Annotated in this window: 13 protein-coding genes; 12 read left to right on the top strand and 1 reads right to left on the bottom strand. The window is 74.4% G+C overall.

Translation table 11 applies throughout. The annotated features are described in order from the left end of the window. Nucleotides 1-4 precede the first annotated feature (4 nt). The 11 genes from ACFVGS_RS09895 (at nt 5) to ACFVGS_RS09845 (ending at nt 15,421) form a co-directional block, all read left to right on the top strand. Entirely contained in the window at nt 5-946 is a 942-nt protein-coding gene (locus ACFVGS_RS09895; RefSeq protein WP_385692094.1) for a carbohydrate ABC transporter permease, read from the top strand. A 3-nt stretch (nt 947-949) separates the two neighbouring features. Beyond that, complete coding sequence (locus ACFVGS_RS09890) at nt 950-1,852, top strand: carbohydrate ABC transporter permease (protein WP_385692092.1); 903 nt, start codon at nt 950-952, stop codon at nt 1,850-1,852. A gap of 8 nt (nt 1,853-1,860) precedes the next feature. After that, the gene (locus tag ACFVGS_RS09885) at nt 1,861-3,168 is read left to right on the top strand and encodes a 6-phospho-beta-glucosidase (protein WP_385692089.1); all 1,308 of its coding nucleotides are present in this window, start codon (nt 1,861-1,863) and stop codon (nt 3,166-3,168) included. Next, nucleotides 3,159-4,142 (top strand): N-acetylglucosamine kinase, encoded by a 984-nt coding sequence (locus tag ACFVGS_RS09880; protein ID WP_384421442.1) that lies wholly within the window; start codon nt 3,159-3,161, stop codon nt 4,140-4,142. The genes ACFVGS_RS09885 and ACFVGS_RS09880 overlap by 10 nt, the downstream gene beginning before the upstream one ends. Nucleotides 4,143-4,446: 304 nt before the next feature. Next, nucleotides 4,447-5,889 (top strand): hypothetical protein, encoded by a 1,443-nt coding sequence (locus tag ACFVGS_RS09875; RefSeq protein ID WP_385692087.1) that lies wholly within the window; start codon nt 4,447-4,449, stop codon nt 5,887-5,889. Nucleotides 5,890-5,900: 11 nt separating this feature from the next. Beyond that, nucleotides 5,901-7,025, top strand: coding sequence for a glutamate ABC transporter substrate-binding protein (locus ACFVGS_RS09870; RefSeq protein WP_384421438.1), 1,125 nt, complete (start codon nt 5,901-5,903; stop codon nt 7,023-7,025). Nucleotides 7,026-7,045: 20 nt separating this feature from the next. Then, nucleotides 7,046-8,323: a hypothetical protein gene (locus ACFVGS_RS09865; protein ID WP_384421436.1), complete on the top strand. Its 1,278-nt coding sequence runs from the start codon at nt 7,046-7,048 to the stop codon at nt 8,321-8,323. A gap of 59 nt (nt 8,324-8,382) precedes the next feature. Then, complete coding sequence (locus ACFVGS_RS09860) at nt 8,383-10,818, top strand: tetratricopeptide repeat protein (RefSeq protein ID WP_385692190.1); 2,436 nt, start codon at nt 8,383-8,385, stop codon at nt 10,816-10,818. Nucleotides 10,819-10,820: 2 nt separating this feature from the next. Continuing rightward, nucleotides 10,821-12,587 (top strand): PP2C family protein-serine/threonine phosphatase, encoded by a 1,767-nt coding sequence (locus ACFVGS_RS09855; RefSeq protein ID WP_385692189.1) that lies wholly within the window; start codon nt 10,821-10,823, stop codon nt 12,585-12,587. Nucleotides 12,588-12,720: 133 nt separating this feature from the next. Then, entirely contained in the window at nt 12,721-14,043 is a 1,323-nt protein-coding gene (locus ACFVGS_RS09850) for a VWA domain-containing protein (protein ID WP_385692082.1), read from the top strand. Nucleotides 14,044-14,083: 40 nt separating this feature from the next. Then, complete coding sequence (locus ACFVGS_RS09845) at nt 14,084-15,421, top strand: FHA domain-containing protein (protein WP_385692079.1); 1,338 nt, start codon at nt 14,084-14,086, stop codon at nt 15,419-15,421. Between the two features lie 4 nt (nt 15,422-15,425). Here the strand turns inward: ACFVGS_RS09845 and ACFVGS_RS09840 are convergent, their stop codons facing one another. After that, nucleotides 15,426-16,391 carry a methyltransferase domain-containing protein gene (locus ACFVGS_RS09840; RefSeq protein WP_385692076.1) on the bottom strand — a complete coding sequence of 322 codons (966 nt, stop codon included), beginning with the start codon at nt 16,389-16,391 and terminating at the stop codon, nt 15,426-15,428. Between the two features lie 112 nt (nt 16,392-16,503). On the opposite strand from ACFVGS_RS09840, the gene ACFVGS_RS09835 reads away from it, so the two are divergent. Beyond that, on the top strand, nt 16,504-16,908 hold the full coding sequence (locus ACFVGS_RS09835; protein WP_384415478.1) for a globin: 405 nt from the start codon (nt 16,504-16,506) through the stop codon (nt 16,906-16,908). The last annotated feature ends 28 nt before the right edge of the window (nt 16,909-16,936 follow it).

Here is a 16,936-nt window from a genome sequence, read left to right as displayed (position 1 = left end):
GCGGATGAGTGCCCCCACCCTGCGTTCGAAGCGCCGTCGCTCGGCGCTCCGCACGGCCGCGTTCCTGTCACCGTGGCTCGTCGGGTTCGGCGTCTTCTTCGCGTACCCGATGGTCTCGACCGTGTACTTCTCCTTCATGGCCTACGACGGCTTCCAGCCGCCGTCCTTCAACGGCCTGGCCAACTGGACGTACGTCTTCCGGGACTACCCGATGTTCTGGCCGGCCCTGCGCAACACGCTGTGGCTGGTCGTGGTGATGACGGCCTGTCGGGTGGTCTTCGGCCTGGGCGTCGGTCTGCTCATCACGAAGATCAAGACCGGCGCCGGGGTCTTCCGCACGCTGTTCTACCTGCCGTACCTGGCTCCGCCGGTCGCGGCGACGCTCGCCTTCGTCTTCCTGCTCAACCCGGGCACCGGGCCGGTGAACTCGGTCCTGGAGGGGCTCGGCGTCCCCGCGCCCGCCTGGTTCAACGACGCGGCCTGGTCCAAGCCCGCGCTCACCATGCTCGCGGTGTGGGGCGTCGGCGACCTCATGGTCATCTTCATGGCCGCGCTGCTCGACGTGCCGAAGGAGCAGTACGAGGCCGCCGAGCTGGACGGGGCCTCCGCCCTCCAGCGCTTCCGCTTCGTGACTCTGCCGAACATCTCGCCGATCGTGATGTTCGCCGTCGTCACCGGGATCATCCAGGCGATGCAGTACTACACCCAGCCCCTGGTGGCCGGGAAGGTCGCCTCCGGCGTCATCGGCGGCTCGGGCCAGCAGTTCGAGCCGGGATACCCGGACAAGTCCACGCTGACCCTGCCGCAGCTCGTCTACAACCTCGGCTTCCAGCGCTTCGACTACGGAGCGGCCTGCGCCACCGCCCTCGTCCTCTTCGCCCTGGCCATGGTCTTCACCGGGCTGCTCATGCGCCGCCGCGGCGGCCTCGTCCAGGCAGGTGACTGAACCATGAGCCAACTGCTCCAGAGCCGCGAGGCCGTGCGGCCGGCCGCCGCCGAGCCCACCCCGGCCTCCCGCACCGCCCGCCGCAGGGCGCTGCTGCACTGGATCGCCGTGCACGCGCTCGGCATCGCCGCCGCGCTGTTCTTCGTGCTGCCGTTCGTCTTCGTGCTGCTCACCTCGCTGATGAGCGACCAGCAGGCGCTCACCCGCGACCTCACCCCGGACACCTGGGAATGGGGCAACTACGTCCGGGTCTTCGAGGCCCCGGGCTTCCTCACCTGGTGGCGCAACACGCTGCTGTACGCGGGCCTCGGCACCGTCCTGACGGTGGTGTCCTCGGTCCCGGTGGCGTACGCGCTCGCCAAGTTCCGCTTCCGCGGCAGCCGGCTCGCCCTGATGCTCGTGATCTCGATGATGATGCTGCCGCCGCAGGTCGTCGTCATCCCGATGTACCTGTTCTGGGCCAAGCAGCTGGACCTGTCCGGCAGCCTGTGGCCGCTGATCGTCCCGATGGCCTTCGGCGACGCCTTCTCCATCTTCCTGCTGCGCCAGTTCCTGCTGACCATCCCGAACGAGTACCTCGACGCCGCCCGCGTCGACGGCTGCGGCGAACTGCGCACGCTCGTCCGGGTCGTGCTGCCGATGGCGAAGCCGGGCATCGCGGCCGTCGCGCTGTTCCAGTTCTTCGCCGCGTGGAACGACTACTTCGGGCCGCAGATCTACGCCTCGGAGAACCCGGCCGCGTGGACCCTGAGCTACGGCCTCGAGTCGTTCAAGGGCGCGCACCACACCGACTGGAATCTCACCATGGCCGCGACCGTCCTGGTCATGGCCCCCGTGATCCTCGTCTTCTTCTTCGCCCAGAAGGCATTCGTCGAGGGCGTCACACTGACCGGAGTGAAGGGCTGACTGATCCCATGCCGCAGACATCCGGGGGCCGGCCCCCGAACCCCCTGCCGAGGAAGATCGCCGTCGTCGGGGGCGGCTCCACCTACACCCCCGAACTGATCGACGGGTTCGCGCGCCTGCGCGACACCCTGCCCGTCACCGAACTCGTCCTGGTCGACCCGGCCGCCGAGCGCCTGGAACTCGTCGGCGGCCTGGCCCGGCGGATCTTCGCCAGACAGGGCCACGACGGGGTCGTCACCACCACCTCGGACCTCGACGCAGCGGTCGACGGCGCCGACGCGGTCCTGCTCCAGCTGCGGGTCGGCGGACAGGCCGCCCGCGAGCGCGACGAGACCTGGCCCCTGGAGTGCGGCTGCGTCGGCCAGGAGACCACCGGCGCCGGCGGCCTCGCCAAGGCGCTGCGCACGGTCCCGGTCGTCCTGGACATCGCCGAGCGGGTCCGCCGCACCAATCCGGACGCCTGGATCATCGACTTCACCAACCCGGTCGGCATCGTCACCCGTGCGCTGCTCCAGGCCGGCCACAAGGCCGTCGGCCTGTGCAACGTGGCGATCGGCTTCCAGCGGAAGTTCGCCGCGCTGCTCGGCGTCTCCCCCGCCGAGGTGCACCTCGACCACGTGGGCCTCAACCACCTGACCTGGGAAACCGGGGTACGGCTCGGGGGCCCCGAGGGCGAGGACGTGCTGCCCCGGCTGCTCGCCGAGCACGGCGACGCCGTCGCCGAGGACCTGCGGCTGCCGCGGTCCGTGGTGGACCGGCTCGGCGTCGTCCCCTCGTACTACCTGCGCTACTTCTACGCGCACGACGCCGTCGTCGAGGAGCTGCGCACCAAGCCGTCGCGGGCCGCCGAGGTCGCCGCGATGGAGAAGCAGCTCCTGGAGATGTACGGGCACCCGGCGCTCGACGAGAAGCCCGAGCTGCTCGCCAGACGCGGCGGCGCCTTCTACTCGGAGGCGGCCGTGGACCTCGCGGCCGCGCTGCTGGGCGGAGGGGGCTCGCCGTACCAGGTGGTGAACACGTACAACAAGGGCACGCTGCCGTTCCTGCCGGACGACGCGGTGATCGAGGTGCAGGCGGCGGTGGGTCCGAAGGGTCCGGTGCCGCTGCCCGTGGCGCCGCTCGACCCGCTGTACGCGGGCCTGGTCGCGAACGTCTCCGCCTACGAGGACCTGGCCCTTGAGGCGGCGCTGCGCGGCGGGCGCGACCGGGTGTTCAAGGCGCTGCTCGCGCACCCGCTGGTGGGCCAGTTCGCGTACGCGGACGGGCTGACCGACCGGCTGATCGCGCACAACCGGGAGCACCTGGCGTGGGCCTGACCGGGGTACTCCTCGCCGTGGACGCGGGGAACAGCAAGACCGACGTCGCGGTCCTCGCCCCGGACGGCACGGTCCTGGGCGCGGCGCGCGGCGGCGGGTTCCGGCCGCCGGTGGTGGGTGTGGCGGCGGCGGTCGACGCGCTCGCGGAGATCGTGGACACGGCGTGGGCGGCGGCCGGCGGCGGTGGCGCACCGCCGGTCTTCGAGCACGTCGCCGCCTGTCTCGCCAACGCCGATCTGCCGGTCGAGGAGGCGGAGTTGAAGGCCGCGCTGGACGCGCGCGGCTGGAGCCGCTCGGTCCGGGTGCACAACGACACCTTCGCGATCCTGCGGGCCGGGGTCGACGAGCCGCGCGGTGTCGCCGTGGTGTGCGGGGCCGGGATCAACTGCGTGGGCATGACGCCGGACGGGCGCACCGCCCGCTTCCCGGCGATCGGGAAGATCTCCGGGGACTGGGGCGGTGGCGGCGGCCTGGCCGAGGAGGCGCTGTGGTTCGCCGCGCGCGCCGAGGACGGGCGGGGCGTACCGACCGCGCTGGCCAGGGACCTGCCGGAGCACTTCGGGCTGCCGTCGATGTACGCGCTGATCGAGGCGCTGCACCTGGGGCGCGTGCCGCCGGAGCGCAGGCACGAGCTGACGCCGGTGCTGTTCCGTACGAGCGCGGCGGGCGACCCGGTGGCCCGGTCGCTGGTGGACCGGCTGGCGGAGGAGGTCGTGGCGCTGGCGTCCGTCGCGCTCGGCCGGCTCGGACTGCTCGACGAGGAGGTGCCGGTGGTGCTCGGCGGCAGCGTGCTCGCCGCGCGCCATCCGCGTCTCGACGCGCGGATCGCCGCGCTCCTCGCCGTGAAGGCGCCGAAGGCGGCGGTCCGCGTGGTGACCGCACCGCCGGTGCTCGGCGCGGGGCTGCTCGCCCTCGACGCGGCGGGCGCGCCGCCGGAGGCGGCGGCACGGCTGCGGGAGCACTACGCGGCCTGAGGGCACACGGTGCGGATGGCGACGGCCGTGGCCGTGGTGGGTGCGGGGCGTTCCTCCGGGGGCGCCCCGTACGCATGTTCACTCGTTCGAGGACGTTCGGGGTGGAACCGATTCCGGCCAGCAGGCGTATTCATGGTGAAGGGGGTTCGCCTGCGACGGCCAGGGGAGCATGGGGCACGATAGGAACAAGATCAGGTCAATCCCGGTGTGCGAAACGGGCGCTGCGGCCATACTGCTGGCCGGGTAGTCGTCCGCCGTTCCGCCGGCAGGACGGGTCGACGTCTGAGACCGAGGGGGAGGTCACGTGACATACCCGCCGAACGCGCCCGCCGCCTCGGCGGCGCAGGGCACCACCGCCGCGCCCGCGCGGCCGGGTCCCGCCGTGCCGGCGCAGGCGACGCAGGCCGGGCACGGGCCGGCCGCCGCTCCGCCGCCGGCCTCGCCCGGTGCCTGGGCCGAGGCCCGCGAGGTGCTGCGCCGCGCCGCCACGACCGAGCCGGGCCGGCTGCGGATCCTCGGCGCGGTCCTGGCGCTGCTGGTCGTCGCCTTCGGCGCCGTCACGGCCTACGAGGTCGCCGACCGCGCCTCGTACGCGGACGACGTGGTGGGCCGCAGCCAGCCGCTGAGCGCCGACGCCGCCGACATCTACCGCTCCCTCGCCGACGCGGACGCCACGGCCGCGAGCGGCTTCCTGGCCGGCCCGCAGGAGTCCGAGCAGGTCCGCAAGCGGTACGCGGACGACATCGCCACCGCCTCCCGGCTGCTCGTCAGGGCAGCCGCGAGCACCGACGCGGGCGGTGACTCGGCCCGTGAGATCGCCACCCTGAGCGAGTACCTTCCGCGCTACACGGGCCTGATAGAGCGGGCCCGCGCCGCCAACCGGCAGGGCCTGCCGCTCGGCGGCGCCTATCTGCGGTACGCGAACCTGACCATGAGCCGGCAGCTGCTGCCCGCCGCCGAGCGGCTGTACGCGGCGGAGACCGAGCGGCTGCACCAGGACGACGACGAGGCCCGCGCCTGGCCGGTCCTGTCGCTCGCGCTCGGGCTGCTCACCCTCGCCGTGCTGGTCTGGGTCCAGCGCCGCAACTACCTCCGGACCAACCGGGTGTTCAACCGCGGGCTGCTCGCCGCGAGCGCCTCCTGTCTGGTGGCCCTGCTGTGGCTGCTCGCCGGGCACGGGCTCGCCCGCGCCGGTCTCGACGACGCCCGGGCGCACGGCCAGGAGTCCCTCCAGGTGCTCAACGAGGCCCGGATCAGCTCCCTGAAGGCCCGTGCCAACGAGAACCTGGCCGTGGTGGCGCGCGGCGCCGTGCTCACCGAGGACGGCAAGACCGACAAGTACGAGGCCGACTACGCCGCCGGCGCGGACGCGCTGGGCGCCGCGCTGGACGCGGCGGAGCGACTCGCCGACGACGCGGAGGGACGCGGCCCGCTCACCGAGGCCGCCGCGCGCGCCGGTGAGTGGCGCGAGCGGCACGCGAAGGCCCGCGAGCTCGACGACGCGGGCGACTTCACCCGCGCCATGGAGAAGATCATCGGCAGCACGGAGTCGACCGGTCAGTCCTTCGACCAGGTCGACGCGGCGCTCGGCCGGGCCCTCGCCCACGAGCAGGACGAGTTCACCCGCGCCGCCGAGGGCGGCCGGGACGCGCTGACCGGGCTGCCGCTGGGCGCGGCGGTCCTGGGTGTGCTCGCCGCGGGATGCGCCGTCACGGGCGTCAACCGCAGACTGTCGGAGTACCGGTGAGAGGGGGCGGGATGCCGGACGGCGTCGAGACGACGAACGGGACGGCCGGGGTGCCGGGCGGCGCCACCACGCCGTCCGCCGCGGCACCGCGGGGCGCCGCGCGCCTGCGCGGCTGGGGCGGGGTGGCCGCGATGGCCGTGGCCTGCGCCCTGACCGCCTCCCTCGCGCTGTTCGCGCTTCCGCGCGCCGGGGAGGCCGCCCCGTCCGCCCGGCCCGGGGCGGGTCCGGGCGTGGGCCGGGGCGTGCAGGTCAAGGCGGAGAACGCGGACACCTGCGAGAACCCGGAGGCCTCGCTGACGCCGTCGTCGGCCGACGGCCCCGCGGTGACCCGGATCAAGAACCGCGGCAAGCTGATCGTGGGCGTCGACCAGTCCAGCTACAACTGGGGCTTCCGCACGCCGCCGACGGTCACCCGGCAGCCCGACGGTTCGGTGAAGGAGGTCCCCGGCGAGCTGCGCGGCTTCGACATCGACCTGGCGAAGGCCATCGCGAAGTCGATCCTGGGCTCCGAGGACGCCGTCATCTTCCGCACCATCCCGACCAACCAGCGGATCACCGCCCTGGAGAGCGGCAAGGTCGACCTGGTGGTGCGCACGATGACCATCAACTGCAAGCGCATCCAGCAGGTCGCCTTCTCCACCGCCTACTTCCAGGCCGGCCAGCAGGTCCTCGCGCCCAAGTCCTCCACCGTGACCGGCTACGACTCCTCGCTGAGCGGCAAGCGGGTGTGCACCGCCGAGGGCTCCACGGCCTACGAGGCGCTGGAGGCGAAGTCGTTCGGCGCGGTCTTCAAGGACGTGGGCGACGGCACCAAGGACGACCCGGACCTGCTGACGGTGCCCAACCAGCTGGACTGCCTGGCCCGGCTGCAGATGGGCGAGGTCGACGCGGTCCTCACCGACAACGCGCTGGCCGCCGGACAGGCCGCCCAGGACCCGGCCGTGGAGCTCAAGGGCCGGCCCTTCACCACCGAGTACTACGGGGTGGCCGCGAAGCTGGGCGACGACGACCTGGTGCGCCGGGTCAACCAGGTGCTGGTGGAGTACCGGCAGGGCCCCTGGCAGAAGGCGTACCAGAAGTGGCTGGCGGCGGACCTGCCCGGGATATCCGGACCGCCCGCCCCCACGTACAAGTAGCACGAGACGAGAGGTGATCGATGGGCGTCGCGGGACCCCCCGGGCCGGTGATGGACCGGGACGAGGTGGACCGTGCGCTGGCGCGGCTCGGCGCTGAGCACAAGGCGGTCGAGGACTCGCTCCTCGCCCTCCAGGACCACGCCGGACGCCGGCTGCTCGAAGGCGCCGAGCTCACCGGCACGACCCGGGAGCGCTGGCAGACCGCCGAGCGGACGATCACCCTGCTGTGGGCGTACTTCGACGCGTACACGGCCGCCCTGCACGACGCCCGCGAGCTGCGGGCCCGGCGCCGCTGGCCCGGCCGGGAGGAGCTGGCCGAACTCACCGACCGGCTGCGGGGCGAGAGCGTCCACGTCCCGGGCGGCGCGATCGGACAGGCCGCGCTCGCCGAGCGGTTCACCCTGGACGGACTGGTCCGGCGGATGAACGAGCTGTACGCCTCCTCGCTCGACGTGGTGGTCACCGCCGACGCCGTGTGGTCGGCGCTGCCCGCGCGCATAGACCTGCTCGCCGCCGAGCTGGGCCGGACGCGTTCGCTGGCGCACTCGGTGGGCGTGCGGCCCGGGGAGCACCCGGCCGGGGACGAGCTGGAGTCGATCACCGCCGAGCTGTCCGCGCTGCGCGCCCAGGTGGTGTCCGATCCGCTGGCCTTCTGGCGTCCCGCGCAGGGCAGTTCGGCGCCGGGCGGCGGCCGTCCGGACACCGGGCGGTACGACACGGCGGCCCGCGCGCTGGAGGACATCCGGCGCGAGATCGAGGCGGTGCTCCAGGTCCGGCAGGACTCCGAGGAGCGGCTGCTGCGGCTGCGGGACGTGCTGTCGCGGGCGGACCGGACGCTCGCGGAGGCGCGGGCGGCCCGGGGCGAGGTCCTCGCGAAGATCGCCGCCTCCGAGGTGCCGGCCGTCAGCGGCCCGCCGACGGCGCTCCAGGAGCGGCTGGCCGCGGCCGCCGAGTACCGCAGGCACGCCCAGTGGCACCGGCTCTCGCCGCTCCTGGACGCCCTGGAGCGGGAGGCGGAGGAGGAACTGCTGCGGGCCCGCGAGTCGTTGACGGCGGTGACCGCGCCGCTCGCGGTCCGCGCCGAGCTGCGCGGCCGGCTCGACGCGTACAAGGCGAAGGTGGCCAGGCTCGGGGCGGCGGAGGATCCGCTGCTCATCGAGCGGTACGACACGGCACGCCGGATGCTGTGGAGCGCACCGTGCGATCTGCGGGCCGCCGAACAGGCGGTGCTGCGCTACCAGCAGGCGGCGGCGGAGACGCTGTCGGCACCGAGAGACGGCGGGGGGAACCAGTGGTGAGCGAAGGGTCCGGAGTGGGCAGCTGTCAGCGTCCGTCGTGCGAGGGCTCGTACGAGGACATGGGCGGCGGCGAGCTGTACTGCGACACCTGCGGTCTCGCCCCGGTCGTCGCGCCCGGGGGCGTGCTGCAGGCGACGCGTACCGGGATGGCGGTGGCCGGGACCGGCACCGGTCGCGGGGGCGATTCGGGCCGTTCGGCCTCGTCGGCGTCGTCGCGCGTGTCCTCGCGCTCGGCGCGGTCCGCGGCGTCCCGGCGTTCGGTGTCCGGGCGGCTCTCGCGCTCGCTGTCGGGGGCGAGCGGTGCCTCCCGTTCGGTGTCGGTGCGCAGCTCGGGTTCGACCGGCGGCCAGTCGGGGCGGGGCCGGCTCGGCGCCGGTCTGGTCTCGGTGCCGGAGGTGCCGCGGCCCGACCCGCGGGGCGCCGTGATGGACAACCCGGAGGTGCCCGAGAGGAAGCGTTTCTGCTCGCGTTCGGACTGCGGCGCGCCGGTGGGCCGTTCGCGCGGCGACCGGCCGGGCCGTACCGAGGGCTTCTGCACCAAGTGCGGCCACCCGTACTCCTTCGTTCCGAAGCTGCGCGCCGGGGACGTGGTCCACGGGCAGTACGAGGTGGCGGGCTGTCTCGCCCACGGCGGTCTCGGCTGGATCTACCTCGCCGTCGACAAGGCGGTCTCGGACCGCTGGGTGGTCCTCAAGGGCCTGCTCGACACCGGCGACCAGGACGCCATGGCCGCGGCCATCTCCGAGCGCCGCTTCCTCGCGGAGATCGAGCACTCCAACATCGTCCGCATCTACAACTTCGTCGAGCACCTGGACCAGCGCACGGGCTCCCTGGACGGCTACATCGTCATGGAGTACGTGGGCGGCAAGTCCCTCAAGGAGATCGCCAACGGGCGGCGCACCCCGGACGGCCGGCGCGACCCGCTGCCGGTCGAGCAGGCCTGCGCGTACGGCATCGAGGCCCTGGAGGCGCTCGGTCACCTGCACAGCCGCAACCTGCTGTACTGCGACTTCAAGGTCGACAACGCGATCCAGACCGAGGACCAGCTGAAGCTCATCGACATGGGCGCGGTCCGGCGGATGGACGACGACGAGTCCGCGATCTACGGCACGGTCGGCTACCAGGCGCCGGAGGTCGCCGAGGTCGGCCCCTCCGTGGCGAGCGACCTGTACACGGTGGCACGCACCCTGGCCGTCCTCACCTTCGACTTCCAGGGCTACACCAACGTCTTCGTGGACTCGCTGCCCGAGCCGGACGGCATCGAGGTCTTCCGTACGTACGAGTCCTTCTACCGCTTCCTGGTGCGGGCCACCGACCCCGACCCGGCCCGCCGGTTCGGCTCCGCGCAGGAGATGGCCGAGCAGCTGACGGGCGTACTGCGGGAGGTCGTCGCGCTCCAGTCGGGCCGGCCGCGGCCCGCCCTGTCGACGCTGTTCGGCGCCGAGGTGCGGGTCACGGACACCGAGCTGTTCGAAGAGCTCACCGAGGACGTGTCGGTGCTCGGCGCGCGGGAGCGGCGGCGCGGCAGGAAGACGCTGCCGACCTCCGTCAACGGCCGGGCCGGGAGCTTCCTGCGGCCCTTCGACGTGACCGCGACGGCACTCGCGCTGCCGGTGCCGAGGGTGGACGCGGCCGATCCCAACGCCGGTTTCCTCGCCGGCCTGCTCGCCGCCGCGCCCGCCGAGCTGATCACCGCGCTGCACGCGGCGCCGGTCACCTCGCTCGAACTGCGGCTCCGCGAGCTGCGGGCGCGCCTGGAGATGGGCGACCTGGTCTCCGCCGGGCGTTCGCTCGACGACCTGGAGCACGGCCACGCGGACGACTGGCGGGTGGTCTGGTACCGGGGCGTGACCTCCCTGGTCGGCGGCGACCGGGAGAGCGCGGCGGTCTCCTTCGACGCCATCTACGACGCCTTCCCGGGCGAGCCCGCGCCCAAGCTGGCGCTCGGCGTCTGCGCCGAGCTGCTCGGCCAGCTGGACAACGCGGCGGAGTACTACCGCCTGGTGTGGGCGACCGACCCCAGCTATGTCAGTGCCGCGTTCGGCCTGGCCCGGGTGCAGCTCGCGGCCGGCGACCGGACGGGCGCGGTGCGCACCCTGGAGTCGGTGCCCGAGTCGTCCATCCACTACACGGCGGCCCGGGTCGCCGCCGTACGGGCCCGGCTGCGGCGCCGGCCGGCCAACGAACCGCTGGGCGCCGACCTGACCGCCGCCGCGGCCCAGGTCTCCGCGCTGCAGGGCTTCGGCCTCGACGCGGTGCGCCGTGAACAGCTGTCGACGGAGGTGCTCGGCACGGCACTCGACTGGGTGCTGTCCGGGAGCCCCGGCGCGGGCCCGGCCGGCACGGCGCTGCTGGGCAGCGAACTGGACGAGCGCGGACTGCGCTTCGGCCTCGAACGCTCGTACCGGGTGCTCGCCCGGCTCGCCCAGCGGGGCGAGGAGAGGATCGAACTGGTGGAGCGGGCCAACCGCTTCCGCCCCAGGACGTGGGTGTGAGTATGTCGTTGAAGCCCAAGCCGCCGCACCCGCTCGGGAACTGCCCCGGCTGCGCGGAGCCGCTCGAGTCGGGTGACCGGTTCTGCGGCGCGTGCGGCTTCGACCTGTCGGCCGCCGAGGTGCCGGACCGGCCGACGGTGCCGATCGCGCTGCCCGTGGAGTGGCCGGAGCCGCCGCCCCGGGACCCGCAGTCGCTGACGACGGCCACCCAGCACCCCGGCGACCTGCCGGGCACCGACTCGGGCGGCCGCGACCTGCCGACGATCCCGGTCCGCACGGACGAGGTGCCGCAGGCCCCGGCGGCCGAGGCTACGGCCGCCGGGGCCACGGCCGGCCAGGCGCCTGCCGCCGAGGCTACGGCCGCCGGGGCTGCGGCCGCCGGGGCCACGGCCGGCCAGGTGCCGGCCGCCGAGGCTCCGACCGGCCAGGCGCCTGCCGGCCAAGTGCCGGTCGGCCAGGCACCGGTCGGCCAGGCGCCTGCCGGCCAAGTGCCGGTCGGACAGGAGCCGGTGAGCCAGGCGCCTGCCGCCGCGGTGCACGGAGCCGGGGCGGGGCCTGAGGCCGCCGCGGAGCACGGAGCCGGGGCGGGGCCTGAGGCCGCCGCGGAGCACGGAGCCGGGGCGGGGCCTGAGGCCGCAGCGAGGCAGGGTGCCGCGGCGGGGCACGAGGTCCCCGCGTCCTCGCCCGAGTCCGCTGCCGGGCACGGCACGGAGTCCGGCGCCGTGCCCGGCGCCGAGGCCGTACCGCCTTCCGACGACGGCGACTTCACGCTGCCCGCGCCCGATCCCCGGGCGGCGCTGCGCGCCGAGGCCGTGGCGCCGTCACCCGCGCCGGCGGCCGGCGACGGGCGGAAGGTGTGCGTGGCCTGCCGGACCGGACGGGTCGACGACGACGGCTACTGCGAGCACTGCGGGCACGCCCAGCCGCGGGACCGCGACCACATGGAGGAGGAGCTGCCGGCGGTCGCGGCCGTCAGCGACCGCGGGCTGCGCCACCACCGCAACGAGGACTCCTTCGCCGTCGCGTCCGCCGCACTGCCCGACGGCTCGCCCGCCGCGCTCGCCGTCGTCTGCGACGGCGTCTCCTCCGCGACCCGCCCCGACGAGGCGTCCGCCGCCGCCGCGTCCGCGGCGCGCTCCGCGCTCGTCACGGCACTGCCCCGTGGCACCCACCCGCAGCAGGCCATGCAGGAGGCGATCGTGGCCGCCGCCGAGGCGGTCACCGCACTGGCCGAGCGCCCGGAAGGCGAGCGGGAGCACCAGAACGCGCCGGCCTGCACCATCGTCGGCTCCATCGTCGCCGACGGGCTGCTCGTCGTCGGCTGGGTCGGCGACAGCCGGGCGTACTGGGTGCCGGACGACCGCGCCACACCGCCCGCCCGGCTCACCGAGGACGACTCGTGGGCCGCGCAGATGGTCGCGGCGGGTCTGATGAGCGAGGCGCAGGCCTACGCGGACGAGCGCGCCCACGCGATCACCGGGTGGCTCGGCGCGGACAGCTACGAACTGGAGCCGCACACCGCCGCGTTCAAGCCGGACCGGCCGGGCGTGGTCGTGGTCTGCACGGACGGCCTGTGGAACTACGCGGAGGCCGCGGACGACATGGCCCGGGTCCTTCCGCCGGACGCGGCCGAACGCCCGCTGCACGCCGCGCAGGTACTGGTCGGCCACGCCCTCGACGGCGGAGGCCACGACAACATCACGGTCGCGCTGCTGCCGTTCGCCCTTCCGTCCGCGGGAGCGGGATCGGGACCGGCCGGACCGGCCTGACCTGCCTCACCGGCCTGACTGGCCTGACTGGCCTGACTGGCCTGACTGGCCTGACCGTCCGTTCCCTCATCCCTTCTTCTCTCTTCCTCTTTCTTCCTCATTTCTTCGCGTGAGCCGAGGAGCCGAATCACCCATGGCGAACTTCTCCAAGCCGACCGGGCCGCAGTTCTCGGTGGACGTGTACCAGAACGAGTTCCTGCCGGAGGGCGGGCGGGACGTCAACGCGATCGTCACCGTCACCGCCACCGGTGGCGGCACCGCCGGCTCGTTCCGGCCGGCCGCCGGCTCCGCCGCCGTCGTCCTGATGCTCGACTGCTCGGGCTCGATGGACTACCCGGCGACCAAGATGCGCGGCGCCCGCGAGGCGACCGCCGCCGCGATCGACACCCTGCGGGACGGCACCTCCTTCGCCGTCGTCGCCGGTACGCACGTGGCGAAGGAGGTCTATCCGGGGAACGGTCGGCTCGCCGTGGCCGACGCCCGCACCCGCGCCGAGGCGAAGGACGCGCTGCGCGGGCTGAGCGCGGGCGGCGGCACGGCCATCGGCACCTGGCTGCGGCTGGCCGAGCGGCTGCTCTCCTCCGCCGACGCGGCCATCCGGCACGGCATCCTGCTCACCGACGGCCGCAACGAGCACGAGTCGCCGGCCGAGCTGCGGGCGGCCCTGGACGCCTGCGCGGGCCGGTTCACCTGTGACGCCCGCGGCGTCGGCACCGACTGGGAGGTCGAGGAGGTCAAGGGCATCGCGCGGGCGCTGCTCGGCACGGCCGACATCGTCGCAGACCCGGCCGGGCTCACCGCCGACTTCACGGCGATGATGGGGCACGCCATGGGCAAGGAGGTCGCGGACGTCGCCCTGCGCCTGTGGACCCCGGTCGGCGTGGAGATCGGCTTCGTGAAGCAGGTCGCGCCGACGGTCGAGGACCTGACGGGCCGGCGCACCGAGGCGGGCCCGCGCGCCGGCGACTACCCGACCGGCTCGTGGGGCGACGAGTCCCGCGACTACCACGTGTCCGTACGGGTCCCGCAGGCGGCGATCGGCCAGGAGATGCTGGCCGCCCGGGTCTCGCTGATCGTCCCGGACCCGGCCGGCGGCGCCCCGACCACGCTGTCCCAGGGACTGGTACGGGCGGTGTGGACCGACGACATGGTGATGTCCACCTCCATCAATCCGCAGGTCGCGCACTACACGGGACAGGCCGAGCTCGCGGACGCCATCCAGGAGGGACTCGACGCACGCAAATCGGGTGATTACGACGGCGCGACGGCCAAGCTCGGGCGAGCCGTGCAGCTCGCGGCGGCCTCCGGCAACGCCGATACCGCGAAACTCCTTTCGAAGGTGGTGGACGTGGTCGACGCCGCGACGGGTACTGTGCGTTTGAAGGCGAAGGTCGCGGAAGCGGACGAGATGACTCTCGAGACGCGCTCCACCAAGACCGTTCGCGTGAAGAAGTAGGCCCGTCAGGGCGAGGACGACGAGAGGGGGAAGCACCGACATGCCGACCTGCCCGAACGGACACCAGTCGGTCTCCGACGACTGGTGCGAGGTCTGCGGCCACCGCATGGCGGCCGGGGCGGGCGCGCCGACGGGTGCCGTACCGCCGCCTCCCCCGCCGCCGCCCGCGTACGGCTACCCCGGCCCCGGAGGCCCGGGCGGACCGGCCGGCCCGGCCGGTCCTGGTGCGCCGGGTGCCCCGGTGCCGCCTCCTGCCGCGCCCGGCGGCTTCGGACCGGGCGGCGACCCGAACGCCACCGCCCACGCCGAGCTGTGCCCGCAGTGCCGCACCCCGCGCGAGCACATGGCGCCGTTCTGCGAGGAGTGCCGCTGGAACTTCCTCACGAACACGGCGACCTCGTACACCCCGATCGCCCCGTCGCACGCGCCACGCCCGCCGGCCGCGCCGCAGGGCCCGCCGCCGGGTCTCAACCTGCCGCCCGGTTTCCAGTCGCCGCCGCGGCCCGCGCAGCCGCAGCACCCGGACGCGTTCGACTACCAGGGCTCGCGTCCGTCCCAGGTGAACCGTCCCGCCGAGCCGCTGGGCGCCGACCCGACCCACCACCAGGCACCGCCGCAGCGCCCGCCGATGCCGGAGCCGCCGCAGGCACCGCAGCCGCCCCAGGCCGGGCAGCCGCCCCAGGCTCCGCCGGCCCCGCAGGCCTTCCCGGCCGCGCCGCCGCAGCCGGCCCCGCCGCAGCCGCGCGCGGACGACGACTGGATGCTGCCGCCGCCCTCGCAGCCGCAGCACCCCGCACCGCCCGCGCCCGCGCCCGCGCCGCAGGGTCCGCCGCCGGTGCCGGGCACCGGTCAGTATCCGGGCCAGGGCCCGGCCCCGGTTCCGCCGCCGGCCCCCGCGCCCGCCCAGGCTCCGGCTCCGGCTCCGGCTCCCCAGGGTCCGCCGCCGCAGTTCGCACAGCCGCAGCACCCGCAGGCCGGCTGGACCGCGGTGATCGGCCCCGACCGCGAGTACTTCATGGCGATGATGCACCGCAGCGGTCCGGAGGCCTCGGGCCTCAACCTGCCCGCGTACTCCCCGGAGCAGCACGTCCCGCTCCAGGGCAACCAGGTCAGCATCGGCCGCCGCCGGCACTCCACCGGCGAGTCGCCCGACATCGACCTGTCGGTGCCGCCGGAGGACCCGGGCGTCTCGCACCAGCACGCGGTGCTCGTGGCGCAGCCGGACGGCTCGTGGGCGGTGGTGGACCAGAACTCCACCAACGGCACCACGATCAACGGCTCGCCCGACCCGATCCAGCCGTACGTGCCGGTGCAGCTCCAGGACGGCGACCGGGTGCACGTCGGCGCCTGGACGACGATCACCGTCCGCCGCGGCTGAGCTTTCAGAGGTCCGGCAGGGGCCAGGCGTAGGGCCCTTCCGGGTCGTCCAGCCAGGCCCACTGCCGTCCGCCGCTCACCGTCACACCGAAGCGCTCCCGCTCCGGCCGCCGTTCGCGCTGCCAGAGCGAGAGCGCTTCGCGCGTTCCGAGGGCGTCACCGGCGAGACCGGCCAGGAACTCGAAGCGTTCGTCGTCGTACACCCGCCGTGGCAGCCCGCCGGTGCGCCGCCGCGAGGGGCGGGCGGCGGCGCCGCGCAGCGCGACGAAGTACGCGGGGGTGGCCAGGAAACGGCCCTCGGCGTGGTCCGGGCCGTGGACCGCCAGCAGGACGAGACCGGTGGAGAGCGGCGTGAGGATCCTGGCGCCGGCCCGGCACTGCGCGAGCCAGGCGTACGGGACCGAGGGCATCGCGCACGTCGCCACGATCCGGTCGTACGGAGCGTGCTCGGGGCAGCCGCGGGCGCCGTCCCGGGTGATCACGGCCGGCCGGTACCCGGCGGCGGCGAGATGGGTCCGGGCGGACTCGGTGATCTCCTCGTCCAGGTCGACGGTGGTGACGTGGTCGTCGCCGAGGCGGTGGCAGAGCAGGGCCGCGTGGTAGCCGGTGCCCGCGCCGATCTCCAGGACGTCGTGGCCGTCGCGGACGTCGAGGGCCTCCAGCATCCGCGCCATGAGGGAGGGCTGGCTGGCGGAGGAGAGCAGCTCGCCGTCCCTGACCCGGGTGGCGAGGGTGCCGTCCCGGTAGGCCCCGCGCAGCCAGCGGGTGCGGCGCGCGGGGTCGGGGTCGCCGGACCAGAGGCGTTCGTAGCCGCCCGGCCCGGGGACGTAGTAGGAGGGCACGAAGAGGTGGCGCGGGACCCGGGCGAAGGCCTCCCGCCAGGCGGGGTCGCGCAGGGCGCCGTAGGCCTGGATCTCGCGCACCATCGCCCGCCGGGCCCGCGCGCCCTCCTCGGCGAACACGTCGCGCATGGCTCCACTGTCCTGCGCGACGTGTGGTTCCGGCCACCGGTCGCATCCGGCCGGAGGCCGGGAGAGTCCTAGACCTCCGGTCCTCCGCCGGGGCATCTGAGACGATGGAACGGTGAACGATATTCCGCGCGGCACGCTTCAGGAGCAGACCTTCTACGAGCAGGTGGGTGGCGAGGAGACCTTCCGCCGCCTGGTCCGGCGCTTCTACGAGGGAGTCGCCGAGGACCCGCTGCTGCGGCCGATGTACCCGGAGGAGGACCTGGGTCCGGCCGAGGAGCGGCTCGCGCTGTTCCTCATGCAGTACTGGGGCGGCCCCCGCACGTACAGCGACCACCGCGGCCATCCGCGGCTGCGGATGCGGCACGCTCCGTTCACGGTGGACCGGGCGGCGCACGACGCGTGGCTGCGGCACATGCGGGACGCGGTGGACGAGCTGGGGCTCGCGCCGGAGCTGGAGCAGCAGCTGTGGCACTACCTCACCTACGCCGCCGCCTCCATGGTCAACACCGCGGACTGACCGCCCGCTCGCGGACGAACACATTCCG

It is taken from the genome of Streptomyces sp. NPDC127114 (assembly GCF_042677525.1).
Taxonomy (GTDB): Bacteria; Actinomycetota; Actinomycetes; order Streptomycetales; family Streptomycetaceae; genus Streptomyces.
Note: the sequence above shows the minus strand (reverse complement) of the source record. Positions and strands in the feature narration are given on the sequence as shown.

Coding starts and splice junctions, on each gene's coding strand:
- ACFVGS_RS09890 (WP_385692092.1), top strand. CDS start 950: ATGAGCCAACTGCTCCAGAGCCGCGAGGCCGTGCGGCCGGCCGCCGCC.
- ACFVGS_RS09850 (WP_385692082.1), top strand. CDS start 12,721: ATGGCGAACTTCTCCAAGCCGACCGGGCCGCAGTTCTCGGTGGACGTG.
- ACFVGS_RS09845 (WP_385692079.1), top strand. CDS start 14,084: ATGCCGACCTGCCCGAACGGACACCAGTCGGTCTCCGACGACTGGTGC.
- ACFVGS_RS09860 (WP_385692190.1), top strand. CDS start 8,383: ATGGGCGGCGGCGAGCTGTACTGCGACACCTGCGGTCTCGCCCCGGTC.
- ACFVGS_RS09865 (WP_384421436.1), top strand. CDS start 7,046: ATGGGCGTCGCGGGACCCCCCGGGCCGGTGATGGACCGGGACGAGGTG.
- ACFVGS_RS09885 (WP_385692089.1), top strand. CDS start 1,861: ATGCCGCAGACATCCGGGGGCCGGCCCCCGAACCCCCTGCCGAGGAAG.
- ACFVGS_RS09855 (WP_385692189.1), top strand. CDS start 10,821: ATGTCGTTGAAGCCCAAGCCGCCGCACCCGCTCGGGAACTGCCCCGGC.
- ACFVGS_RS09895 (WP_385692094.1), top strand. CDS start 5: ATGAGTGCCCCCACCCTGCGTTCGAAGCGCCGTCGCTCGGCGCTCCGC.
- ACFVGS_RS09840 (WP_385692076.1), bottom strand. CDS start 16,391: ATGCGCGACGTGTTCGCCGAGGAGGGCGCGCGGGCCCGGCGGGCGATG.
- ACFVGS_RS09870 (WP_384421438.1), top strand. CDS start 5,901: ATGCCGGACGGCGTCGAGACGACGAACGGGACGGCCGGGGTGCCGGGC.